At 66.3% G+C, this 21,140-nt stretch carries 21 protein-coding genes; 9 read left to right on the forward strand and 12 right to left on the reverse strand.

The window, feature by feature from the left end:
* Positions 1–6: 6 nt before the first annotated feature.
* Entirely contained in the window at positions 7–393 is a 387-nt protein-coding gene (locus ACYQML_RS17080) for a phage holin family protein (RefSeq protein WP_461233508.1), read from the reverse strand.
* Between the two features lie 117 nt (positions 394–510).
* Positions 511–1,602, reverse strand: a complete 1,092-nt coding sequence (gene dinB / locus ACYQML_RS17085; RefSeq protein ID WP_461233509.1) for a DNA polymerase IV — start codon at positions 1,600–1,602, stop codon at positions 511–513.
* A 348-nt stretch (positions 1,603–1,950) separates the two neighbouring features.
* On the opposite strand from dinB, the gene ACYQML_RS17090 reads away from it, so the two are divergent.
* From ACYQML_RS17090 to ACYQML_RS17110, 5 genes are all read left to right on the forward strand, one after another.
* The gene (locus ACYQML_RS17090; RefSeq protein WP_207411348.1) at positions 1,951–2,349 is read left to right on the forward strand and encodes a response regulator; all 399 of its coding nucleotides are present in this window, start codon (positions 1,951–1,953) and stop codon (positions 2,347–2,349) included.
* A 229-nt stretch (positions 2,350–2,578) separates the two neighbouring features.
* Positions 2,579–5,527, forward strand: coding sequence for a PAS domain S-box protein (locus tag ACYQML_RS17095; protein WP_461233510.1), 2,949 nt, complete (start codon positions 2,579–2,581; stop codon positions 5,525–5,527).
* On the forward strand, positions 5,478–5,849 hold the full coding sequence (locus tag ACYQML_RS17100; RefSeq protein ID WP_461233511.1) for a response regulator: 372 nt from the start codon (positions 5,478–5,480) through the stop codon (positions 5,847–5,849). The genes ACYQML_RS17095 and ACYQML_RS17100 overlap by 50 nt, the downstream gene beginning before the upstream one ends.
* Positions 5,850–5,980: 131 nt before the next feature.
* Complete coding sequence (locus ACYQML_RS17105) at positions 5,981–6,724, forward strand: Crp/Fnr family transcriptional regulator (protein WP_207411347.1); 744 nt, start codon at positions 5,981–5,983, stop codon at positions 6,722–6,724.
* A gap of 40 nt (positions 6,725–6,764) precedes the next feature.
* The gene (locus tag ACYQML_RS17110; protein ID WP_461233512.1) at positions 6,765–7,466 is read left to right on the forward strand and encodes a sensor histidine kinase; all 702 of its coding nucleotides are present in this window, start codon (positions 6,765–6,767) and stop codon (positions 7,464–7,466) included.
* Between the two features lie 96 nt (positions 7,467–7,562).
* On the opposite strand, the gene ACYQML_RS17115 is transcribed toward ACYQML_RS17110, so the two are convergent.
* From ACYQML_RS17115 to ACYQML_RS17125, 3 genes are all read right to left on the reverse strand, one after another.
* Positions 7,563–7,772, reverse strand: coding sequence for a hypothetical protein (locus ACYQML_RS17115; protein ID WP_419951224.1), 210 nt, complete (start codon positions 7,770–7,772; stop codon positions 7,563–7,565).
* Positions 7,773–7,846: 74 nt separating this feature from the next.
* Complete coding sequence (locus tag ACYQML_RS17120; RefSeq protein ID WP_461235746.1) at positions 7,847–9,307, reverse strand: DUF2252 domain-containing protein; 1,461 nt, start codon at positions 9,305–9,307, stop codon at positions 7,847–7,849.
* Positions 9,308–9,807: 500 nt separating this feature from the next.
* Positions 9,808–10,011: a hypothetical protein gene (locus tag ACYQML_RS17125; protein ID WP_056434273.1), complete on the reverse strand. Its 204-nt coding sequence runs from the start codon at positions 10,009–10,011 to the stop codon at positions 9,808–9,810.
* Between the two features lie 269 nt (positions 10,012–10,280).
* Between ACYQML_RS17125 and ACYQML_RS17130 the strand changes: the two genes are divergently transcribed.
* Positions 10,281–11,159: a DUF4336 domain-containing protein gene (locus ACYQML_RS17130; RefSeq protein ID WP_461233513.1), complete on the forward strand. Its 879-nt coding sequence runs from the start codon at positions 10,281–10,283 to the stop codon at positions 11,157–11,159.
* 59 nt (positions 11,160–11,218) lie between these two features.
* Here ACYQML_RS17130 and ACYQML_RS17135 read toward each other — a convergent pair whose 3' ends face one another.
* Complete coding sequence (locus ACYQML_RS17135; RefSeq protein WP_461233514.1) at positions 11,219–11,887, reverse strand: DUF4142 domain-containing protein; 669 nt, start codon at positions 11,885–11,887, stop codon at positions 11,219–11,221.
* A gap of 254 nt (positions 11,888–12,141) precedes the next feature.
* On the opposite strand from ACYQML_RS17135, the gene ACYQML_RS17140 reads away from it, so the two are divergent.
* The gene (locus ACYQML_RS17140; protein ID WP_461233515.1) at positions 12,142–12,333 is read left to right on the forward strand and encodes a ribosome modulation factor; all 192 of its coding nucleotides are present in this window, start codon (positions 12,142–12,144) and stop codon (positions 12,331–12,333) included.
* A 139-nt stretch (positions 12,334–12,472) separates the two neighbouring features.
* Here ACYQML_RS17140 and ACYQML_RS17145 read toward each other — a convergent pair whose 3' ends face one another.
* The gene (locus tag ACYQML_RS17145; protein ID WP_056434164.1) at positions 12,473–12,856 is read right to left on the reverse strand and encodes a hypothetical protein; all 384 of its coding nucleotides are present in this window, start codon (positions 12,854–12,856) and stop codon (positions 12,473–12,475) included.
* A 307-nt stretch (positions 12,857–13,163) separates the two neighbouring features.
* Between ACYQML_RS17145 and ACYQML_RS17150 the strand changes: the two genes are divergently transcribed.
* Positions 13,164–14,036: a type 1 glutamine amidotransferase gene (locus tag ACYQML_RS17150; protein WP_461233516.1), complete on the forward strand. Its 873-nt coding sequence runs from the start codon at positions 13,164–13,166 to the stop codon at positions 14,034–14,036.
* A gap of 46 nt (positions 14,037–14,082) precedes the next feature.
* On the opposite strand, the gene ACYQML_RS17155 is transcribed toward ACYQML_RS17150, so the two are convergent.
* Positions 14,083–16,227, reverse strand: coding sequence for a M10 family metallopeptidase C-terminal domain-containing protein (locus ACYQML_RS17155; RefSeq protein ID WP_461233517.1), 2,145 nt, complete (start codon positions 16,225–16,227; stop codon positions 14,083–14,085).
* Entirely contained in the window at positions 16,227–17,174 is a 948-nt protein-coding gene (locus ACYQML_RS17160; RefSeq protein WP_461233518.1) for a hypothetical protein, read from the reverse strand. The genes ACYQML_RS17155 and ACYQML_RS17160 overlap by 1 nt, the downstream gene beginning before the upstream one ends.
* A 357-nt stretch (positions 17,175–17,531) precedes the next feature.
* On the opposite strand from ACYQML_RS17160, the gene ACYQML_RS17165 reads away from it, so the two are divergent.
* Positions 17,532–18,218, forward strand: coding sequence for a L,D-transpeptidase family protein (locus tag ACYQML_RS17165; protein WP_461227317.1), 687 nt, complete (start codon positions 17,532–17,534; stop codon positions 18,216–18,218).
* A gap of 241 nt (positions 18,219–18,459) precedes the next feature.
* Here ACYQML_RS17165 and ACYQML_RS17170 read toward each other — a convergent pair whose 3' ends face one another.
* The 3 genes from ACYQML_RS17170 to ACYQML_RS17180 form a co-directional block, all read right to left on the reverse strand.
* Positions 18,460–19,317 carry an EamA family transporter gene (locus tag ACYQML_RS17170; protein ID WP_461223639.1) on the reverse strand — a complete coding sequence of 286 codons (858 nt, stop codon included), beginning with the start codon at positions 19,315–19,317 and terminating at the stop codon, positions 18,460–18,462.
* Positions 19,318–19,428: 111 nt separating this feature from the next.
* A complete protein-coding gene (locus ACYQML_RS17175) occupies positions 19,429–20,244 on the reverse strand; it encodes a DeoR/GlpR family DNA-binding transcription regulator (protein WP_461233519.1) in 816 nt (271 codons plus the stop codon).
* Positions 20,241–21,116 carry a LysR substrate-binding domain-containing protein gene (locus tag ACYQML_RS17180; RefSeq protein WP_461233520.1) on the reverse strand — a complete coding sequence of 292 codons (876 nt, stop codon included), beginning with the start codon at positions 21,114–21,116 and terminating at the stop codon, positions 20,241–20,243. Before ACYQML_RS17180 ends, ACYQML_RS17175 begins: the two co-directional genes overlap by 4 nt.
* Positions 21,117–21,140: the final 24 nt, after the last annotated feature.

Raw genomic sequence — 21,140 nt, forward strand, 5'->3', positions numbered from 1 at the left:
TCGGCGTCAGCGGGCTCTCAGGGCGTCCCGGTCCCGTGCGAGTTGGCGCCGCGTCCGCATCGGCTCCAGGTTCGAGAGGGACATCAACCGATACCCGAAGGCGAAGAGACCGAGCGTCACGGCGGCAAAGGCACCGCCGACGATCAGCGACGCGATCGCCTCCGAACCGATCAGGAGCGCCAGCCCTTTGACGAAGGCGACCAGGAGCACGAACAATCCGATCAGGACGAAGAGTGCCGCCAACAGGAACAGGGCAAGCGGACGCGCCACCTGATTGACCGCCGACCCGATCTCGGCCTGGAACAGGGCGAGTTGCTTGGAGACCAGGATCTGGGTTTCGCCGATGGCATCGCCGAGGAGGAGCAGGAGTCCCTTGTCATTCCGGCTGCTCATGCATTCCCTCTTATCCGCACGTCCTGGTCCGGACCCGATCGATCCATGAGCTGCACAATTCAGATAGTGCGCCGGTGTCGCGCGGCAATCGTCATCCGCCGTTGCCCGCTGCCGGGATCAGATCGCGAGCCCGAGCTGGCGCGGTCCCTCCGTCTCGCCCTGCTGCAGGCCCGACAGGGAGACGCCGAGCAGGCGAACGCTGCGGCGGAGCGGGAACACCGTGCGCAGCAATCCCAGCGCCGTGTGCATCATCGTATCGCGGCCGGCGACCGGGGCCTCGAAGGACTGCGCCCGAGTGATCTGGACGAAATCCGAGAATTTCACCTTCAGCGTGACGGTGCGGCCGGCGACGCCCTTGGCGCTGCAGGACGCCCAGACCTTGTCGATGAGCGGCGCCAGTCGCGCCTCCATGGCATCGAACTCGGTGAGGTCCTCCGAGAAGGTGGTCTCCGCCCCCACCGACTTCCGAATCCGATGGGCACGCACCTGCCGCTCGTCGATGCCGCGCGCCACCGAATGATAGTAGGCCGCCGAGCTCCCGAAGGCCGCCTGCAGCTCTTCCAGCGAGCGGGCCTTCAGATCGCGGCCGGTGAGGATGCCGAGCCGCTTCATCTTCGCCTCGGTGACGGGGCCGACGCCGTGGAACCGGCCGATGGCCAGATCCTCGACGAAGCCAGGGCCCATCACGGGCGTGATCACGAACAGCGCGTCGGGTTTGCGGAAGTCCGAGGCGACCTTGGCGAGGAACTTGTTGTAGGAGACGCCGGCCGAGGCCACGAGGCCGGTCCGCGCGAGGATCTCGGCCCGGATCGCCCGCGCCACTTCGGTGGCGGTGGCCAGCCCCTGCAGATTCTCGGTGACGTCGAGATAGGCCTCGTCGAGGGCCACCGGTTCGATGATCGCAGTATGCTGGGCAAAGACCGCGCGGATCTCTTCGGAGATCGCCCGATAGACCTCGAAGCGCGGCTTGACGAAGACGAGGTCGGGGCACAGGCGCCGGGCCGTGACGGAGGGCATGGCCGAGCGCACGCCGAAGGCTCGCGCCTCATAGCTGGCGGCCGCCACCACGCCGCGCTCGCGCGACCCGCCGACCGCCAGGGGCCGCCCTCGTAGAGCCGGATCGTCGCGCTGCTCGACGGATGCGTAGAACGCATCCATGTCGATATGGATGATCTTGCGGACGGGGGCAGTGTCGGCAGGGCTCGACATCGGATCGGGCTGTCACATCGGTGCACGGGGCAGCAGGCAGGCAACGCGTTCGGCCTTTGTTCCTCGCGATTTTCAGCCCTCGGGTCAACCGGCGACGAGGATCCGGCTTTTGCCGGCGAGCCATCGAACCGAACCGCTTTCAAGACGCATGACGTGTTTCGTCCGCCCGCAGGGTCCGCTCCCACGCAGGAGCGCATCGTTATAAACGGGATGATCCGGCCGGTGGGCTGAGTAATCGCCCTCCGCCTGACTGGTTCGACGCATAAGCAATCTACGTGATGGAAGAAGATGACGTTGACGGCATCATGGTTCCATCCGTTTCACTACGGGGGGAAGGGAGTAGACATGATGCCGAAGCGGACGCTCTGCAGCCGGCGTATCCTAGTGGTGGAGGACGAGTACTTCCTGGCCGACGAACTGTCGCGCGGTTTGTCCGATGCCGGCGCCGAGGTGCTCGGTCCCATCGCCACCCTCGAGGGTGCCCTCGCCCTCCTCAAAGGCCCGATGCCGCCCGACGCCGCCATCCTGGACGTGAATCTCGGGGGTGACGAGGTTTACCCGGTGGCCGACGCCCTCCGTGCCCTCGACGTACCGTTCCTGTTCACCACCGGCTACGATCTGGCGACGATCCCGAACCGATACGCATCCGCTCGGCGGCTGGAGAAACCGGTGAGCAATGCGGCCGTCTTTCGGGAGCTCGACCTCATCCTCGGCGACCGGGCATCCCGGACGGACGCGGACGGATAGGGCGTGCACCGCCGGCTCGTCCCCTCGACGTCGATCGGTCCGTCTCGAGCGAAAGCGGCACCTTGGAGATTGGACCAATGCGTATTCGGCGTTCGGCACAAGTTTAAATTGATTCAGCGCGCCCTATCGCGGAAAGATTGATGACATTCGCGCTGGAGAGCGAAATTGAGTACGCTGGCGGTGTTCCTGGCTGCTTCGACCTCGAACGAACGACGAGCACCCAAGAGAGATGACCCTCACGGAGTCACCGGATGCGCTGGCCGGCCTCGAAGAGGTCCTGATCACCGACGCGTTGCTGAGGCGTCCCGTACGGCCTCCCGACTACGAGGCGGAAGCTCATGCGCTGGCCGAACTGGCCCAGGCGCTGGCCGTCCGGCCGGACACGGTCCTGCAGCGTCTGGCGGATCTCGTCGTCGAGATGGGCATGGCCGAGTCGGCCGGCATCAGCATTCTCGGGTCGGGAGAGCCGACGAAAACCTTCCACTGGCCGGCAATCGCAGGACCATGGGCCGCCCATATGGGCGGCTCGATCTCCTTCGACGAGAGCCCCTGCGGACTCGTGGTGAGCCGCAATATTCCCCTGCTGCTTTCCCGCCCCCATACCCGCTTCCCGGCCGCCCGTGTCGAGCCGCTGATCCGGGAACTCCTGCTGGTGCCGTTCCGTGCCTGCGATGAGCCGGTCGGTACGCTCTGGGCCGGCATGCATGACCCCGATCGCGGCTTCGACGGCGAGGATCTCAGGCTCCTCACTCGGCTGACGCACTTCGCCTCCGCCGCTTACGCCATGACCGGCGCCCTCAATGAGGCACGGGCCGGCAGGAGCGAACTGGAGCAGCGGGTCATGGACCGTACCCGCGCCCTGACGGAAGCCCATGACGCACTACGCAAAACCGAAGCGTGGCATCGTGCCGAACTGGAACGGGAGGTGAGGGAGCACACGGCCGAGCTGAAGCTGAGCCGTGACCTGCTGCAGGCTACGCTGGACAGTTCCATGGACATGATCCAGGTCTTCGAGGCTGTCCGGGACGCTTCGGGCGAGATCGTCGATTTCCGCTGGCGGTTGAACAACCACACGTCGGAACGGCACCTCGGCGAGGTGAGGGGACAAAGCCTCCTCGAACGCAGTCCAGGCGTGGTTCAGGAAGGGACCTTCGAGGCTTTTCGGCAGGTCGTGCAGACAGGCCGGTCCTCGGTCGCCGAACGCCGCTACGCACACGAGCGGGGAGACGGCTGGCTCTACCAATCGGTGGTGAAACTCGGCGACGGCGTCGCGACCACTGCCAAGGAGATCACCGCCTGGAAGGCGGCTCAGGAGGAGATCCTGCGTCTGCAAGACGAGGTCGCGCAAACGAAACTGGAGGAGAGCGAGGCGATGTACCGCCATCTGTTCAACTCCATCGACGAGGGCTTCTGCATCGTCGAGATGATCTTCGACGACCGGCAGCGTCCGGTCGATTACCGGTTCCTCTCCGTCAATCCTGCATTCGGTCACCAGACCGGGCTCGGCGACGCCGTCGGCCGGACGATGCGGGAGTTGCTCCCCGGGCTCGAGGCGAACTGGTTCGAGACGTTCGGCCGGATCGCCCTGAACGGCGTGGCGGAACGGTTCGAACGCCGGTCGAGCGCCATCGGGCGCTGGTACGACGTCTATGCCTTTCGCGTCGGCACCACCGAACAGCAGCGGGTCGCCATCCTGTTCAAGGACATCCAACCTCGCAAGCGCACCGAGGCGGCCCTGCGGGAGAGCGAGGAGCGCTTCCGTGCCTTCGTCACCGCCAGTTCGGACGTCGTCTACCGGATGAGCCCGGACTGGTCCGAGCTGCAACGGCTGGAGGGACGCGCCTTCCGGAGCGCCACGGACCAGCCGAACAAGACCTGGCTCGACCGCTACATCCGCCCCGGCGACCAAGCGGAGGTCCGCGCCGCCATCGACCGGGCAATCGCGACGCGATCAATCTTCGAGCTGGAACATGCGGTGATCCGCAGCGACGGGTCGCTCGGCTGGAGCCTGTCCCGTGCCGTGCCGACGCTCACGGAGTGGGGCGAGATCAAGGAATGGCTGGGAACGGCCAGCGATGTGACGGCGCGCAGGAAAGCCGAGACGGCGTTGCGCGAGAGCGAGGAGCGCCTCAGCCAATTCGGCGAAGCCTCTTCCAACGTGCTCTGGATGCGCGACGCCTCGACCTTCCAGTGGGTCTATCTCACGCCTGCCTTCGAGACGATCTACGGTCTCGACCGTGCGACGGCAGTCGCCGGCGACCACATGACCAGCTGGGTCGAGCTGATCGTGCCGGAAGACCGCGAGCGTGCGGTCGAGAGCCTGCAACGGGTCCGGACGGGCGAGAGCGTCACCTTCGAGTATCGCGTCAGGCGGCCCAGTGACGGCGGCATCCGCTGGCTGCGGGACACCGATTTTCCCATGCGCGACGCGGCCGGTGCCGTATGCTGGATCGGCGGCGTCGGCCGGGACATCACCGAGGAGAAGGAGACGGCCGAGCATATGAGCGTGCTCGTGGCGGAGCTGCAGCACCGCACCCGCAATCTCATGGGCGTGGTGCGCGCCACCGTCGACAAGACCCTGCGCAACAGCACGGATCTCGCCGATTTCCGGGCGCGCTACGGCCCGCGCCTGGCGGCCCTCGCCCGTGTGCAGGGATTACTGTCCCGCCTCGCCGAGGGTGAGAGAGTCAGTTTCGACGAGTTGATCCGGAGCGAAGTGGCCGCGCTCGACGGCGGGGCCTCCCGCGTCAGCATGATCGGGCCGGCGGCGATCGCGCTGCGCTCCTCGACGGTCCAGATCTTCGCCCTGGCCCTGCACGAACTGGCGACGAATGCGCTGAAATACGGGGCGCTCGCGCAGCGGCAGGCACGCCTCGAAATTCGCTGGCACGTGGAGTATCCCAGACCGGAAGATGGCCCATGGCTGCATGTGGACTGGCGTGAGCACGGCGTGCGGATGCCATCGCGGGATGATCAGCCGCAGGGAGGCGGCTCCGGCCGCGAACTGATCGAACGGGCATTGCCCTACCAACTCGGGGCCAGAACAACCTACGTGATGGAAGCCGACGGCATTCACTGCACCATTGCACTTCCCGTATCGGAACGCACGATCCGCCAGAAGGACACCGATGCCGCACAGCATATTCCAAGGCCGACGCATCCTCGTCGCGGAGGATGAGTATTTTCTGGCGGACGAGTTGCGGCGCGAATTGCAGGATGCCGGAGCTGAAATGCTGGGCCCGGTCGCCTCCGTGCGGAGCGGCCTCCAGATCCTGGAGGCACGTACGAAGCCGGATGCAGCAAGTCTGGACGTGAATCTCGGGGGCGAGTGCGTCTACCCGCTCGCGGACGTTCTGATCGCCCGATCCGTGCCGTTCGTCTTCACGACGGGCTACGACCAAGGCGTCATCCCGGACGCCTACGCCCATGTTCTCCGCCTGGAAAAGCCGGTCGAGCCCGAAACGGTGCTTGCCGCGATCGAGACGCTCTTCAAGGCTTGACGGCGGCACCCGTGCAAGGTCTTGCTTTCATTTCCAGGGGGGTCAATGAGAAGCTCCCCGAAAACTTAACACAAGTAAATTATTGTGTGTGGGCAATTCTCTATTCGTGCTCTGCGCACGACGAGGAAAGCATGCCGCAACATCTCCTTCGCAAGCTTGAGCACTTCACCAAGCTCTCGCATGACGACCGGCAGGCCTTGGAAATCGCGGCCAGCAAGCAGCGGATTTTTGCAAAACACTCCGATATCATCAGCGAAGGTGACGATCCTCATCACGTCAACCTGATCTTGGAAGGGTGGGCCTGTCGCTACAAGCAGCTCGACGATGGCCGGCGTCAGATCATCTCCTTCTTCGTGCCCGGCGATCTCTGCGACAGCCACGTCTATCTCTTGCGCGAGATGGACCATTCCATCGTTGCCCTCACCCCCGTCAAACTGGCGGAGATCTCGCGCGCCGCGCTGGAACAGATCGCCAACGACAATGTGCGGCTCACCAAGGCACTCTGGTGGGACACCCTGGTGACGGTCGCGGTCCAGCGCGAATGGACGGTCAATCTCGGCCAGCGCACGGCCTTCGAGCGCGTCGGTCATCTCCTCTGCGAACTCTTCCTGCGCTTGCAGAGCGTCGGCCTGACGGAGGGCACCACCTGTGACCTGCCGCTGACGCAGGTGGAACTGGCGGATGCGCTCGGGCTCTCGAACGTGCACATCAACCGCACGCTGCAGGAATTGCGACGCGCCGGCCTGATCGTGCTGAAGGGTGGGCGCCTGACCATTCCCGACTTTCTTGCCCTGCAGAGGGCATCCTTGTTCAATCCGAGTTATCTTCACCTCGACCACGAAGGCCATCATTTCGATGCCAACGGATCGATGTGATCCTGAACCGGTTCTGCCTCAAGCATGCCGTGGAGCTGCGATGACGATGGGATCCAACCCGACGGACACCGAAGAGCAGGTGGTGCTGCTGGCCGAATTGCAGCACCGAGTGCGCAACACGCTGGCGACGATGCGCATGATCGCGCGGCGTTCGGCCGAATTCAGCGAGAGCCTGGAGGATTACACCGCGCATCTCGACGGGCGGTTGGCCGCCATGGCCCGGGTGCAGAACGTCATCATCCAGAACCCCTTGGCCGGGGTCGATCTCGACCGCCTCGTCACTGACGAACTCACCAGCGCGCTCGCCTACCAGGATGGACGCACGCAGGTCGACGGACCGGACCTGCGGCTGCATCTGCGCGCGGCCGAACCCCTCGCGCTCGCGCTGCATGAGCTTTCGACGAACGCCCTCAAGTTCGGGGCCCTGTCCACGCCAGGGGGCGGCCTGGCCGTGACATGGCGGGTCGAGGAGCGGAAAATCGAGGAGCGGGATGGCGGCCCCTACCTCGTGTTCGACTGGGTGGAGCGTGGCGTCCCGCTGGACGAGCGCGAGCCCCGCCGCAAGGGCTTTGGCACGGTGGTTCTGGGCGAGATGCTGGCGCACAACCTGAAGGCCGAGGCGAGCTTCACCTTCACGCCCGACGGCTTGCGCTACCGTATGGCGATGCCCCTCACCAGCCGGACCCTGCAGGGGGACGCCGTCCCCCTTTCGCTCCCCGAGAAGAAGGATGGGCACCCTTAGCAGGGAATCGATGCCGTCTTGACGATGCCTGCCCGGCACCGTCCGGAGGATCGGACCGCGTCCGCTATCAAACCTCCCCGCGGTGACGACGGGTGGTCAGAAGCTGCCGCTCAGGGGCACGGGTGGGGACCGGTCGGCATCCTCGTCCCGCTTGCCCGAATTCAGCATATCGTCCAGCATCGAGAGGAGGTCGAGGAGTTCCAGCTTCCCCTCATGCGATATGTCGGCGGCCTTCACGCGTCGCTGGATCGTGCTTCTGACGCTCGACAATGCCTCATGGTAGCCCTCGGCGCGTTCGGTGCTCATGGTCGGTTCTCTGCTCGGCGACCATGGCGAGATAGGGCAATGGGCCGAGGCGCCCATCCCTCCCGCCTCACCGATCAGAGGCAGGAATCCGGCGCGGCCTCGAGCCTGCCATCAGAAATCGCGGACAGGAACGCCCGGTAATCCGCCTCGTTCTGATCTCCGTAAGCGTGCGCCCAGTCCGCGAAGGCCTCGCGCAGATCCGCGCGGCCATCATGACCGCAATAGCCGGCGATGGCGGCCGCATCACCCGTACGGGCATGCGCCCGAGCGAGGAGGGCGCCGTAGGCGTGGGAGAAGTACAGCAAGGGCTGCCCTGCCATCCTGGCTATGGGAATCTCCCCCTTCATGTTCTTCATCTGGCGGACATAGAACGGCCGGTCGTCGATCGACGTCCAACCGAGCAGGGGGTCTCCCACCGCCTGCAGGAGCTTCTGCCCGTAGATGACGCGCTCGCCCTCGTGGCTCGCATAGGGTTCGGGCATGCCGGTCAGATAGGGCGCATGGGCCGGGCGAACGGCCTCCTTGACCTGAAGGAAGAGCGCGTCCTGATCGGAATTGCCGCAGAGCAGGGCGACGTAGGCACGGGTTCCGACACTCCCGACCCCGACCACGCGATGGGCCACATCGACGACGTGATAGCGGTTGAGCATGAAGCGGCGCTCGCGCGGCAAGGTCTCGGCATAGCGTTCGAGGCCCGAGGTCACGTTCTGGCGCGTCTCCTCGTCGACGCGCATGAGGATCGGCGGCTCCTCGCTGAAGCGCCAGCTGCCATCCGTGCGTCGCTCGCCGACCCGGTCGAGCAGGCTCTTGTTGTTCTTGCGGCGCGCCTTCTCGACGGCCTTGCGCACCACCGTCTGGGATTGCGCGTCGATCTCGATACCGGAAAATTCGAGCTGGTCGGCCCGCGCCGCCCGCTGCCACACGTCGAGGGAGCCACGGGGCGCCAGATCGTCCATGGTGTGCTGATACCCGGCAACGGCCGCGAGCACGGCTGCCCGCCGCTCCACGGCCCGTACGCCATCGTCGCGCGCCGCCACCTCGATGCTGGCGCAGAGCCGTTTCAGGTCCCATTCCCAGGGCCCGATCGTCACCTCGTCGAAATCGTTGAGATCGAACACCACCTCGCCCTGCGGTGTCCCGAACAATCCGAAATTCGAGATGTGGGCGTCGCCGTTCATCACGACGTCGATCGTCCCGTGGGGTCCTTGCGCCAGGTCCCAGGCCATCACATGCGCCGCGCCGCGCAGGAAGGCGAACGGGGAGCTCGCCATGCGGGCGACCCTGAGCGGGATCAGATGGGCCTGCCTGCCATCATGAGCGGCCTCGATCAGCGAGACCGGATCGGGACGGTCGGAGCCGATGTCGAGAGAGGCATGGACCGCGTGAGGCACTTTCCCCCGCAAGGTCTTGCCGGCGGCCCGGCGCTTCTCCCAGGGCTCTACCCCGGTGCGGAGATCGATGTGGGGGAAGTCCGCCAACGGTTCCAGGACAGCGTCCGGCCCAGTCTCGACGGCATCGTTCGGCTCGGCGTGTATGACGTCGGAAACATCCGTCGATCGATCCAAGTCGCGATCCTTCTCAAAGCGATGGATTAGAACGGGGGTGGATCGCGGGCAACACGATGCCGGCAGCTTTTGCATTCATTCGACATCTCACGAAACACATCATCGCGAACAGCCTCGAAGAGATGCGAGGAGAAGACATCAGCGATGGGAAAGCCCGAGGCGGGCGGATGGGCCGCCCGTCACTCCACCTCTCTCACGGCCCGGTTCGACCGTGCGGCGGCGCATGCTTTCCCGCCCGTGGATGACATGATGTCGGACAGAAGAGACGTAGCGTTGGAAGCTCAGCGAAGAGTTCCCGGCTCCTGTCAAAGCCAACGGCCACGAAGGCCGGGCCAAAGTGCGCGTACATCCGGCGTCACCCTGTCCCGGCATCGTGGCCGTCTCCGATGAAGCGACGAGGTCGCGATCGGTATGTCCCCTAGATGGGGGCAATATAGTTAATAATCAATGATCACCGTGCCGGATCGCGGTTACTCCGCGGCCTCGACCTTTGCGTCGTCCTCGTCGAGGATGCTTTCCAAATCGCCAGTGAGCGCGTCCAGCTGCTCGGCGGTCGCAACGATCTTGAACTTGGTCCCGTCCTCGGCTTCCACTGCGATCTCGACGTGGTCGCCAACCTTCGCCGCGAGGGCCTGTTTCAGGGTGTAGGTCGTGGCCTTGTCATTCGCTGCCATGAGGGTCTCCTTGTTCGGCAGCGGCCAACGCATCAATGCGCGGAAAAGCCCCGGCGCCCGCCGGGTTTCGGGGGCTTTTCGTGTGCGACTTAGTGGCCCGCTTCCCAGGCCACCGGCTATAGCCGGTGCTCCCGACGCTACAGAAGGCATCTCATGCCGCAGGTTCGAAGACAGAGCCTTCGAGCGTCGAGTAACGCCCAAGATGGGACCCTCGCGCCCAGTTCCTACGTTTCACCCTCTGATGGACAGCGAACCCGGAGATCCATGGCGTGGCGTACGAAACCGGCTATCCACCTCTGAATACCCTGAAACAGGTTGCTGACGGCGTCTGGATCGTGGACGCGGCCCCCATCCCTGCGGGCGGGATACCGTTGCCGATCCGCATGACGGTTCTACGGTTGGCGGGCGGCGAACTGCTCCTGCACTCGCCCATTCCGTACAATCCAGGCCTTCAGCGCGGCTTGGAGGAACTCGGCCGCATCGGTCATCTCGTGGCCCCGAGCGTCGGCCATTGGATGTTCCTCCGGGATTGGCAGGCGGCCTGTCCGAACGCGATCACCTGGGCGGTCCCGGGACTCGAGGATCGTGGTCAGGTTCGCCGCTCCGGTGTCCGGATCGACGCCGAGCTCGGGAACAGACCGCCCCGCCTCTGGGCCGACGAGATCGACCAGGTGCTGGTCGCCGGCCCCGTGTTCAAAGAGGTCTGCCTCTTTCACCGACCGAGCTGCACGCTTCTCCTCACCGACCTCATCATCAACCTGCGGGCGGATGATCTGTCCACCGTGCCGCGGTCCCTGGCCCGCATGCTCGGGATCGTCTCCCCCGACGGAAAGGCGCCGCTCTATCTCAGGCTTCTTCTGCGCGCGAACCGTAGCGAGGTCGCGCGAGCGGCCGAACGTCTGGTGGGATTCGAGCCGGAGAGAGTGATCTTCACGCACGGCGAATGGTTCGACCGTGACGCGGCCGCGAAACTGCGCCGCTCGCTCTCATGGCTTCTGGGACCCGACAGCGGCGGCGGGCGGCTTCTGTCCCGGCCGAGCGGCCCATCTTCCGTCGCTCCATGGCCCCGGGCCGTCCTCGCCGGCGCGGCCCTTGTCGGCGTCGCCGCGCTCGTTGCGTGGGTCAGACGAGGGCGCCGCCGTTCCTGAAACGGAGAGGGCCCGGCGGAACCCCGCCGAGCCCTTCACGCGCCGCAACGCCGGGACGGTCAGCCGCGTTGGCCGCCCATCATCGCCTGCATCTTGGTCAGCTGGGAAATGTGGAGCCGGATGAGCGGGATGGCGCCCTGGGCAATGCGGCGGAGCTGGGGATCTTCGCCGCTCTCAGCGTAGGAGCCATGAATGGCATAGGCTTCCTGGTGGCCTTGCAGCGAGGCGCTCACGAAGGCCGCATCATATTGCGGGCCGGGCTGAGTCGCGGCAAGCTGCGAGAGGAGCTGAGCCTTCTGCTCGTCCGTGGTCATGCCGCCGGGCGGAGGGGCCCCCAGCGCACCGCCGGCGACACCGACAGCGGCGCCGGCCACCCCACCCGCGACAGCCAGAGGCGCCGCGACGAGTCCCCCGATGAGACCTCCGGGGCCGGGAGGGCCGCCTGCCGCCGCGGAGGCCAACCCCTCCGAATAGGGAGCCAACTTGCGGGACAGGCTTACCTGCTCGACTACCTCCGCGCGGGAGAACTTCTTCACCCGAGGGTTCGTCGTCTTGTCGAACGCATCACGCGCCGAGTTCTCGAGAAACAAGCCGCCCTTGGTTGCCATGTTGAGGTAGACCGGCGTGGGCATGCCACCACCGGGAACGGGCTGGGCCACCGCGGTGCGGGTGACGGCAAGGGAAGCGGTGGCCGTGAGCATGCCAAGTACGAAGGCGCGACGATGCATTGCAGTGCTCCGAGTGCTTGAGGGGGCACCTCGCCGATGTAGCTTAGCTTTAGGTGCTCAGCCAAAAACCATGCTGATCAAGCAATGTTCCAAGAATAAATGGCGACATCGGGTCAATTATAGAAGGTTTATAGCAAATATCAATCATCGCACGATATTTGGGGTCCCGGATCAAATAGCCTGATACAGCGATTGTTGCGCTCAAGCTTTCCGCCGCAGCCCTTCATCGGGCTTCGCCCTCTTGGACCGGGCTCATGGCGCCCTACCTTGCGGCAATGACACAGCCGCCCGACGACAACCTCGACCACCGCGCCCTCGGCTACTACGCCCCCGGCAAGGGATTGAGGCGCGAGGATTGCCCCTATGCCGAGGGCACCGAGGCGCAGGCGGAATGGATCGCCGGATATGATGCGGCGGTCAGGGAAGGCGAGGGCGGCAAAGCTTGAAGTGCGAAGGCCTGAAGCGGCAAGGTCTCGGCAAGTCAGCCTCGATATTGTCAGCCTCAGCGAGGCCCCGTCTGAGCGTGACGAGGGGCCTCACAGGCCCCTCGCACTGTCCCACGGGCTTACACCCTGTCGGCCACTGTCAATCGTAAGGCTCGAAATCGGGCCCAGGGTGCCGAAACCCGACCGGACGAGGACCATAAGGGCGATGGTCGTAGACGCGCTCCCGGTCCACGATGACCTCCCGAACCACCGGACGCGGCCGATAGACGGCCGGCCTTTCCTCGATCACCTCGCGGACGACGCGGCGCGGCGCATAGACCGGCGGTCGCTCGATGATCTCCTCACGCACGAACCGTTGCGGGCGAACGACCTGGCGCTCGACAACCGTGCGCCGAGTGACCACGGTCGCGGGCTCATCGTAGCCGCCATAGCCGTAATCGCCGGCCTGTGCAGTCACCGAACCGACGCTCAAGCAAGCTCCCAGGGTCAGCGCAGAGAGTGCGCCCAAGGCGAGCAGTCTCATCGTCTTCTCCTTCAGTCACGAGACACGCCGCCCGAAGACAGCTTGCCCTGAAAACTCTCGGACCTTCGTTTTGGATGTGTCGGACCCGGAGAAAATCTTAAACGAAGCCGACTCTCCGGCTCGGCGGAACATCCGGGACTGGACTTCGGAACCGTAGCCATGATGCGCCGATCCTCCCACGCGTCATGAGCGCGACGCTGGTGGCGCGGACCGTAGAGCCCCCTGCGGCAGGTTCGCCGAGGCTGGAACGCGGATCGCCGCCACCGGTTCGGGTACCGGAGAATAACTCTCCGGAGCACGCGTTTCCTTGAAGGTCACCACAGCCGGTTTGCGCTTCCTGATCGCCGAAAGCGAGCCTCCCCAAGCGCGCGACGAACGCCGGAAAAGCGTTGGGCGGTCATCCGGAGAAACCTATCTCGATCTCCTGGCTCGAATGGCACCTGGCGCGACCTGTCACCGGGTCACGCCGGCCGACGCGGACAGCGCCCTGCCGCCGGGGGAATCGCCGGGCGGCTACGATGCCGTCTTCTTCAGCGGCTCGCCGCTCGCCCTATACGAGGAGACACCGGAAGTTCGGCGCGCGGTCGCCTTCATGCAGGCCACTTTCGCATCGGGCACCCCCGCCTTCGGCTCCTGCGCCGGGCTGCAACTCGCCACCGTCGCAGCCGGCGGAACCGTGCGACGCAACCTTCACGGCCCGGAGGCTGGCTTTGCCCGCCGCATCACCGCCACCGAGAGTGGCCGTGCCCATCCCATGCTGGCCGGCCGACCCGCCGCCTATGACGCTCCGAGCATTCATACCGACGAGGTGGAGACTCTGCCGGCGGGCGCGTCCCTCCTGGCGAGCAACCGGGGTACCACGGTCCAGGCCGCCGAGATTCGCCATGACGGGGGCGTCTTCTGGGGCGTGCAGTACCACCCCGAAATCGGCCTCGACGAGGCTGCGGGCGCCCTGCGCCGCCAGGCCGACGATCTCGTGGAGAGCGGGCTCGCCCTGTCCCCCGCCGAGGTCGAGGCGCAGGCCGCCCTGGTCGAGAACCTCCATCGCGAGCCGGACCGGCGCGACCTCGCCTGGCGGCTGGGACTCGACGATCAGGTCACCGACTCCGAGCGGCGCCAGACGGAAATCCAGAACTTCATCGACGCCTTGCTGAGGCATGGACGGTCACTGGCGCCCTGATCGCGCGTGACAGAACCCCATCCGGCAGAGCCGGCGCGGCTCGGTCTCACACCACGAAGAGGTCGTGGTGACTGAGATCGACCCCGTCGTTCAGGACGGCGAACCGGATGGCCTGCCCCGCACCGCTGCCATCCGCGTCATAGAACAGGTTTCCGGTGGCGTGATCGTAGAGGATGCGATCGTCGGCATCGGTCCTGGCCATGCTCACATCCTTGAACGCGTCGGCGGCGAGGCGACCGGGGGCCAGCGCCGTGAAGATGGCGTCGTCGAGCCGGATGCGATCCTCGCCCACGGTAAAATCGGTAAGGCGATCGATATTGTTAGTCCCGAGTGTGGTCGAGAACGCGAAGACGTCGCGTCCGGCGAGCCCCCTCATGATATCGGAACCCAATCCCCCATCAAGGGTGTTGGCGCCCTCGTTGCCGCGCAACAGGTTGTCGAACTCGTTCCCGACGAGGTGCAGACGCGACGTTCCGGTGGCGATCGCCAGTTTCAGTATCTCGATCTCCTGGCCGGCGGCCAGGGCATAGCTCGTCGACGCCACGACCGTATAGCGGCCCTCGTCGCCCGTCTCGAAGACACGGTCGGCGAGGCGGTCGACGATGTAGGTGTCGTTGCCGGCACCGCCGTAAAGGCTGTCCGTACCGCCCTTGCCGTTCAGGACGTTGTCGCCGGCATTGCCGCGCAGCACCTGGTTGATCTCGTTGCCCACGAGCTTGAAGGCGTCCGTGGCGGTGGCGTCCCTGGCAGCCAGAAACTCGACGGACTGGCCGGTGCCGAGGGCGTAGCCGACATCCGTGAGAACCCGGTCGTAGCCCTGATGCGCGAGTTCGTAGACTCGATCGGCTTTGCTATCGACGATGTAGGTGTCGCCGCCCTTCAGGCCGTAGAGGAAGTCGGACCGGCCGCCGCCGTCGAGAAGGTTGGCGGTATCGTTGCCGACGATGGTATCGCGCCCGCTTCCACCGATGGCGGTCTCGATCACCGTGCCCTGCGCGATGGCGATGTTGTTCGTCAGGCCGGCGACGCTGCTGAAGGCCCCCGCGCGGAGATCGACGAAGGCGGCCTTCGCGAAACCCGACAGGTCCAGGATATTGTGGCGGCCTTCGTTGAAGAGGGTCAGAACCGGCTGCGTGTTGAGGCTGAAATCGTAGATCTTCTCCAGGGGACCGGTGATCGAGCTGTTGAAGCCGTAGGTCTGCCCGCCCGAGAACGGCGTGCCGGCCGGCGACGCGGCGCCATAGAGCTGCTGGATCGCCAGGATGTCGAGCTGCATCAGCGATTGGCTGGATTTGCGGGTTTCGCCATCGGCATGGCCCCAATCCGTGCCGGCGACCGGATCGCTCGCGCGGTACTTGGCGTCATGCGCCTTGGTCCAGTCGATATAGGACATGACCGACCATTCGCGGTCGTCATAGGCACTGAATTGCTGGGTCGCCGGATCGACCTTGCCGTTGTAGCGGCCATCATCTCCGAGACCCAGCACATGGCCGATCTCGTGCACGATGGTCCCGAACCCGTATCCGGCGGCCTTGTGGAGGGAGCCCAACAGGTCGAACCCATGCTTGCTCGTATCGATCGAGACCACGACCTGACTCTGAGGCGTGCCCAGGGTGCTTCCGCTGCCGCGTGAACTCGTGTTGCCCGTGTCGGCCCGGCCATCGTTCCCGCGATGGATCAGGACGTCGGCGGCCGTGCTCGACGAAGCCGCCACGAAACGGACATCCGCCACGCCCGACCAGGTCGCGAAGGCCTGCAGGACGGTGGCCTGCTCGTTCGCGGAGAACGACGAGTCCGGATCGAAGGCATAGGTGATCGTCGCTCCGGTTCCGGCGGTGGGCGCCCCCCATTTATGCGCTGTCCTACCCTCCCAGCCGGCGAAGCTCGCCTCCGTCAGCGTTCCGTCGGGCGAGAGCCCGTTGATGAACGAAACCTCCTCGGCCATCGTCGGAGAGACTGGCGCGCCGTTGGTCTTGAACCCGATCAGGCCTTTATCCGCATCGTAGACGTAGGTGTGGTCGCGGAAGAAATGGGTTCCCGTATTCATGAACGAAGCCGAGCCATGGGTAGCGCGGCTCTCCCAGACGTTCGAGGGCGTATCCCCTCTCTCGTCGCCGAGGACGAAGCCGTAACTGGTCGCCGCACCGTTCGAGCCGGGAACGGTCACGGTGAATGCGCTGCCATCCGGCATCAAATGGCCCGGCTTCGTGATGCCGGGTAATGGACGAAGGCTTCCGGCGTGCCGGTGTCGAAGAGCAGGTCCATTCCGCTATGGACCGTGCCGTCGATGACGACGGAGCCGGTCGGCCAGAGCCAATCCTGCGGGCTGCCCGGCAACGGCGCCGAAAGGGCCTCGTCGAGCTTCTGCACGGTCCAGCCCGCCCCCTCGTCGGCGCCGGACCAGCCGAGATGCATGCCCTCGCGATCGATCATGTAGCTATGGGCCATCTCCCCGCTCTTCATCTCGGCGAGGTTCAGGACGGCATTGTTCGCGGAGGTGAGCGTGGTCCCCTTCACATCCGTGGCGAAGCCGGTGTTGAACCCGACGCCGAGCATATACGTCGTGGTGCCGTCGCCGCGGACGAGGGCCGTCACCGTGGTCGTCGGCACGCTGCCATCCGGCAGGGTCGCGTCGGGGAAGGCGAGGATCAGCGGAACCCAGTGCCCGGTTTCGACGATGCCGTCGCTGCTGTATTTCAGGCTACCCTCTCGATATTGCGGATACTGCGTCCAGTCGATCGGCCCGACCGCAGCCTCGACGAGCTCTTGCGGAAGGACGGTCGCCCAGGATCCGGTATCCACCTGGAAGATGCCGGTGGCGGGCGGCACGTCGACCCCCGTCCCGTGGTTCGCCTCGGGGGTCGCACCGGGGGTCGAGTGTGCCGCGGGCAGGGTCTGGCTCAGCGACGCGGGAACGGGCTTTCCGTCGGCCCCGGCGATGCCGACCACGGAGACATGCGCGTACATGCCGCTCTGCAGGCCGGCAGAGTCCAGCGGGCTGTAGGCCAGCTTCCCGACCGAGGTGTAGAGAGGGATGAGGACCTGAGAGTTCTGAACGCCCGCCGCCATTGTATCGACCCATCCCCCGCGCGTCTGGCGGACTGAGCCGTTCCCGATCTCGAGATTGATCGGGAGCATGGCGACAGCCCCTGCAACATCGCTCCATGTCATCGATGAATTCTGTAAAGAAACCCGTACGGCCAGCTTTGGCGAAGACCGGTGCGACACCTCGCTGGCGCCGACCCGATATCGGGCGTCGCTGAGCCTGATCCATCGAGGCCTCTTCGCGCGACGGCGCGGCACCGGTCGTTCGCATCGCAAGTCATCGTCCTCACCGAAGACGCTCGAAGGCGGTTGTCGTCCCCCCATCCCCGGCAACGAGAGAGTTTCGCCATACTCTCGACGCAAAAGCCGAGCTTGCCAGTCTCAGCTGGCCATTGAGGCGCGACCGGAGCACGCGTTCTTCGGTCCGCAGGGCAGGGAAGGTCCGGGATCATGATCATGGACGGTGGGATTATCGATCCGCTCGGGCGTGGAACGCGGCCTCTCACCCGCCGGTCTTTCCTGGCCGGCTCGGCCGCTGGATTGAGCGCCTTGGGGCTCGCCGGCTGCGCGACATCCGACGGCCTGATCCTCGCCGAGGCGGCGAAGATCTACGGGCCGATGCCGGACGAGAAATTCCCGATCCCGGCCGCCGATATCAGCAAGGTCGACCCGAAATATTATCGCCGGACGGTTCGCTACGACACCAAGGAAGCTCCCGGCACGATCGTGGTCGATCCCGGCAATTTCTACGTCTACCGCATCGAGGGCGACGGCTCCGCCACCCGCTACGGCGCGAATGTCGGCCGCGATGGCTTCCTCTGGAGTGGCGACGCCTATGTCGGCCGCAAGTCCGAATGGGCGACCTGGACACCGCCGAAGGAGATGATCCGGCGTCAGCCCGAGGCCGCCAAATATGCCCGCGGCATGCCGGGCGGCCTGGACAATCCGCTCGGCGCCCGCACCCTTCATCTCTACCAGAACGGCGCCTATACGCTCTACACGATCTATGCCAGCAGCGAGCCCGACACGATCGGCACGGGCATCACGAGCGGCTGCGTCGGTCTGCTCAGCCAGGACATGATCCACCTCTATTCGCGGACACCGGTCAAAACCAAGGTGGTTATCCTGCCGGCGTAAGCAAACGCGCAGGAACACGCCCGGAGCGGTACTTCCGCGTCATCGTCGCGGGGACCGGCTTTGCTTCATGAGTGGGTATTCGCAGCCTGCACGCAATCAAGTGCTCGTCGTCAGAGACGGTCGCCCGGCCCGGCGGCTCTGACGATCCATTCCCTCGCATCGGGAGCTCCGCTTTGCCGCGCTTCGCGTATCCCTCGCGGCATGGTGCTCGATCGTCGGAGCGCGCCGCGGGATCGAGCCTCTAGGCCAGGCGCATGGCCACGACCCCCGCCACGATGATGACCACCGCCGCCGTTCGCGACAGGAGAAGCGGCTCCTTCAGCACTATGACGGAGATCAGCATTGCGAACAGGACGCTGGTCTCGCGCGTCGCCGCGACCAGGGGAATGGGCGCGACCGTCATCGCCCAGATCGCGATCCAGTAGGAGCCAAGGGCCAGGGCTCCGCCCCCGAGTCCTGGCACCATGAGGCCCCGCACGGAGCGCAGCACGTCGCGGCCCCGCGTCCAGAGCACGAAAACCGGCAGCGGGATCGCGTCGATCACGAAAAGTGCGGCGGCATAGGCGTGGGGGTCGCCCGCCGCCCGCGCGCCGAGCCCGTCCACCAGCGTGTAGCCGGAGATCAGGCCGCCGGTGAGAAGCGCGTGCACCAGGGCCGCCCGGCTCAGCCGCTGGCCGCCGGCCTTGGCGAACGCCATCAGGGCGACCCCGGCGCAGAGAATGCCGATCCCGAGGGCGGCGAGGGGGGGCAGCGCCTCCTGCAGCACCAGGAGCGAGGCGCAGGCGGTCAGCAGCGGGGCGCTGCCGCGCGCGATCGGGTAGACCTGCCCCATATCCCCGTGCCGGTAGGCCTCGGCCAGGGCGATGTAATAGCCGAGATGCAGCAGGATCGAACCCGCCAGCCAGGGCCAGGCGGCGGCTTGGGGCCATCCGAACCAAAGCGAGGCCGGAAGCGCGAACAGCCCGGCCGAGGCCGAGATCAGCGCCATGGTGAGAATCGGCTCGAGGCGCAGCTTCGCCACCGCGTTCCAGCCCGCATGCATGAAGGCGGCGGCAAGCACCGCGCAGAAGACGGGCAGGCTCATGCCGGTGGCCATCATGAGATCTCGCGTCCTGTGAGGGCAACGCCACGTCGACGAGCGGCCGAAAACGTCGTCCGTTCCTAATGCAGGCCCGCTGCAAAAGAAATCAAAAAGCCACAAAAAACCACATCAGGGCGCGACGATCAGGTCGAGGCCGCGTCGGGTCAGGGCGTTCCGGAGAAGGGGCGGGGGCTCGACATCGACGATGAGACCGGTCCCCGCCGGGATCGGCGCGAGGCGGATCGGGGTCAGGCGACCGAACTTGGTGCTGTCGGCCACCACGTAGCCCTGCTCCGCCGCCGCCAGCATGTGGGTGCGCAACTCGGTGGGGAGCGGCGCGAAGTCGGTGATCTCGCCGCTTGGTGAAATGCCGCCGGCACCCACGAAGGCGAGGTCGGCGCGAAAGCGCGCCAGGGCGGTGAGCGCCTCGGTGCCGAAAGCCGCCTCGTCCGCGCCCTCGATCTCGCCCCCGAGGAAGTGGACCCGCACGCCGGCGACACGGCAGAGCAGGAGCCCCACCGGCAGGCTGTTGGTGCAGATCGTCAGCCCCTTGGGCATGGGGCGGGAAAAGAGCGGGTCGCGACCGGCCAGCGCGTTCGCCACCGCCAGGGTGGTGGCGCCGGAATCGAGCACCACCACCATGCCGTCCTCGACGAGCCCCGCTGCGACCCGTCCGATCGCAGCCTTGCCCGCCGGATTGTCGCGCTCGCGGATGGCCAGGACGGGCTCGTCCGCGCGCCGGGTCGCGCCTCCGTGCACGATGGCGAGCCGGCCCTGCTCGGCCAGGGCCTTCAGGTCGCGCCGGATCGTCTCGCGGGAGACGCCGAAACGGTCCGCCATCGCCTCGACGCTGACGCTGCCGTCCTGGCCGAGCCGTGCCAGAATCGCGTCGTGGCGGGAGGCGGCCAGCGCCCGGTTCTCCGGTGCGGAGGGCTTCCGGCTCATCGCGTCGCCTCCGCCGCATCGACCGCCAGTTCGAACACGACACGGATCAGGCGCAGGTTCCGGCGTCGCGCCAGACAGGCGATCGCGTGGCGATTGACGAGGTCCAGCCCGTCGATCGGGATCGCGGCGATCCGGGCGTCCTCGCCGCATTCCAGGGACGAGACGATGCCGATGCCGATTCCGGCAGCGGCGGCCTCGATCACCGCCTCGCGGCTGTCGAGTTCCATCAGCACGGCGGGCGCGATGCCGATGCGCCGGCAGGCACGATCGAAGGTTCGGCGGGTCACGGAGGTGGGCTCGCGCAGCACCATGGCGGCGCCGTCGAGTTCGGCCAGATCCAGCGCCGCGCGACCCGCCAGGGGATGGTCGCGCGGGACCACGGCGCAGATGCGCGAGACCGCGATCTCCGCGAGGTGGAGGTCCGGATGCGCCTCGGCCTCGGTGAGCACGGCGACGCTCGCCCGCTCCGACAGCAGGGCCTCGCGGGTATCGGCGGCGTTGCCGAGGATCAGCCCGACGACGATGCCGGGATGGCGGGCCCGCAGGCGGGCGAGCAGCGGCATCACGATATGGGGCGAATCCACCGCGATCTCGACCCGCCCCGAAACCAGCGTCCGGTTGGCCTCCAGGAGATCCTCCGCCTGCTCCACGAGGCCGAAGAGCGGGCCGGTGAGTTCGGACAGCGCCCGGCCCTGCGGAGTCAGTTCCGCCGCCCGTGCCGTGCGCCGGAACAGAACGAGGTCGTAGCGCTCCTCCAGAGCCTTGATGTGCCCGGTCACCGCCGGCTGGCTGATGCAGAGGCGCTGGGCGGCGCGCGTAAAGCTGCCCTCCCGCGCGACGGCGTCGAAGGCGCGCAGCTGGAACAGGTTCATGGCGACCTATCGGCGAGACTGATG

The organism is Methylobacterium sp. CM6244 (assembly GCF_054817885.1).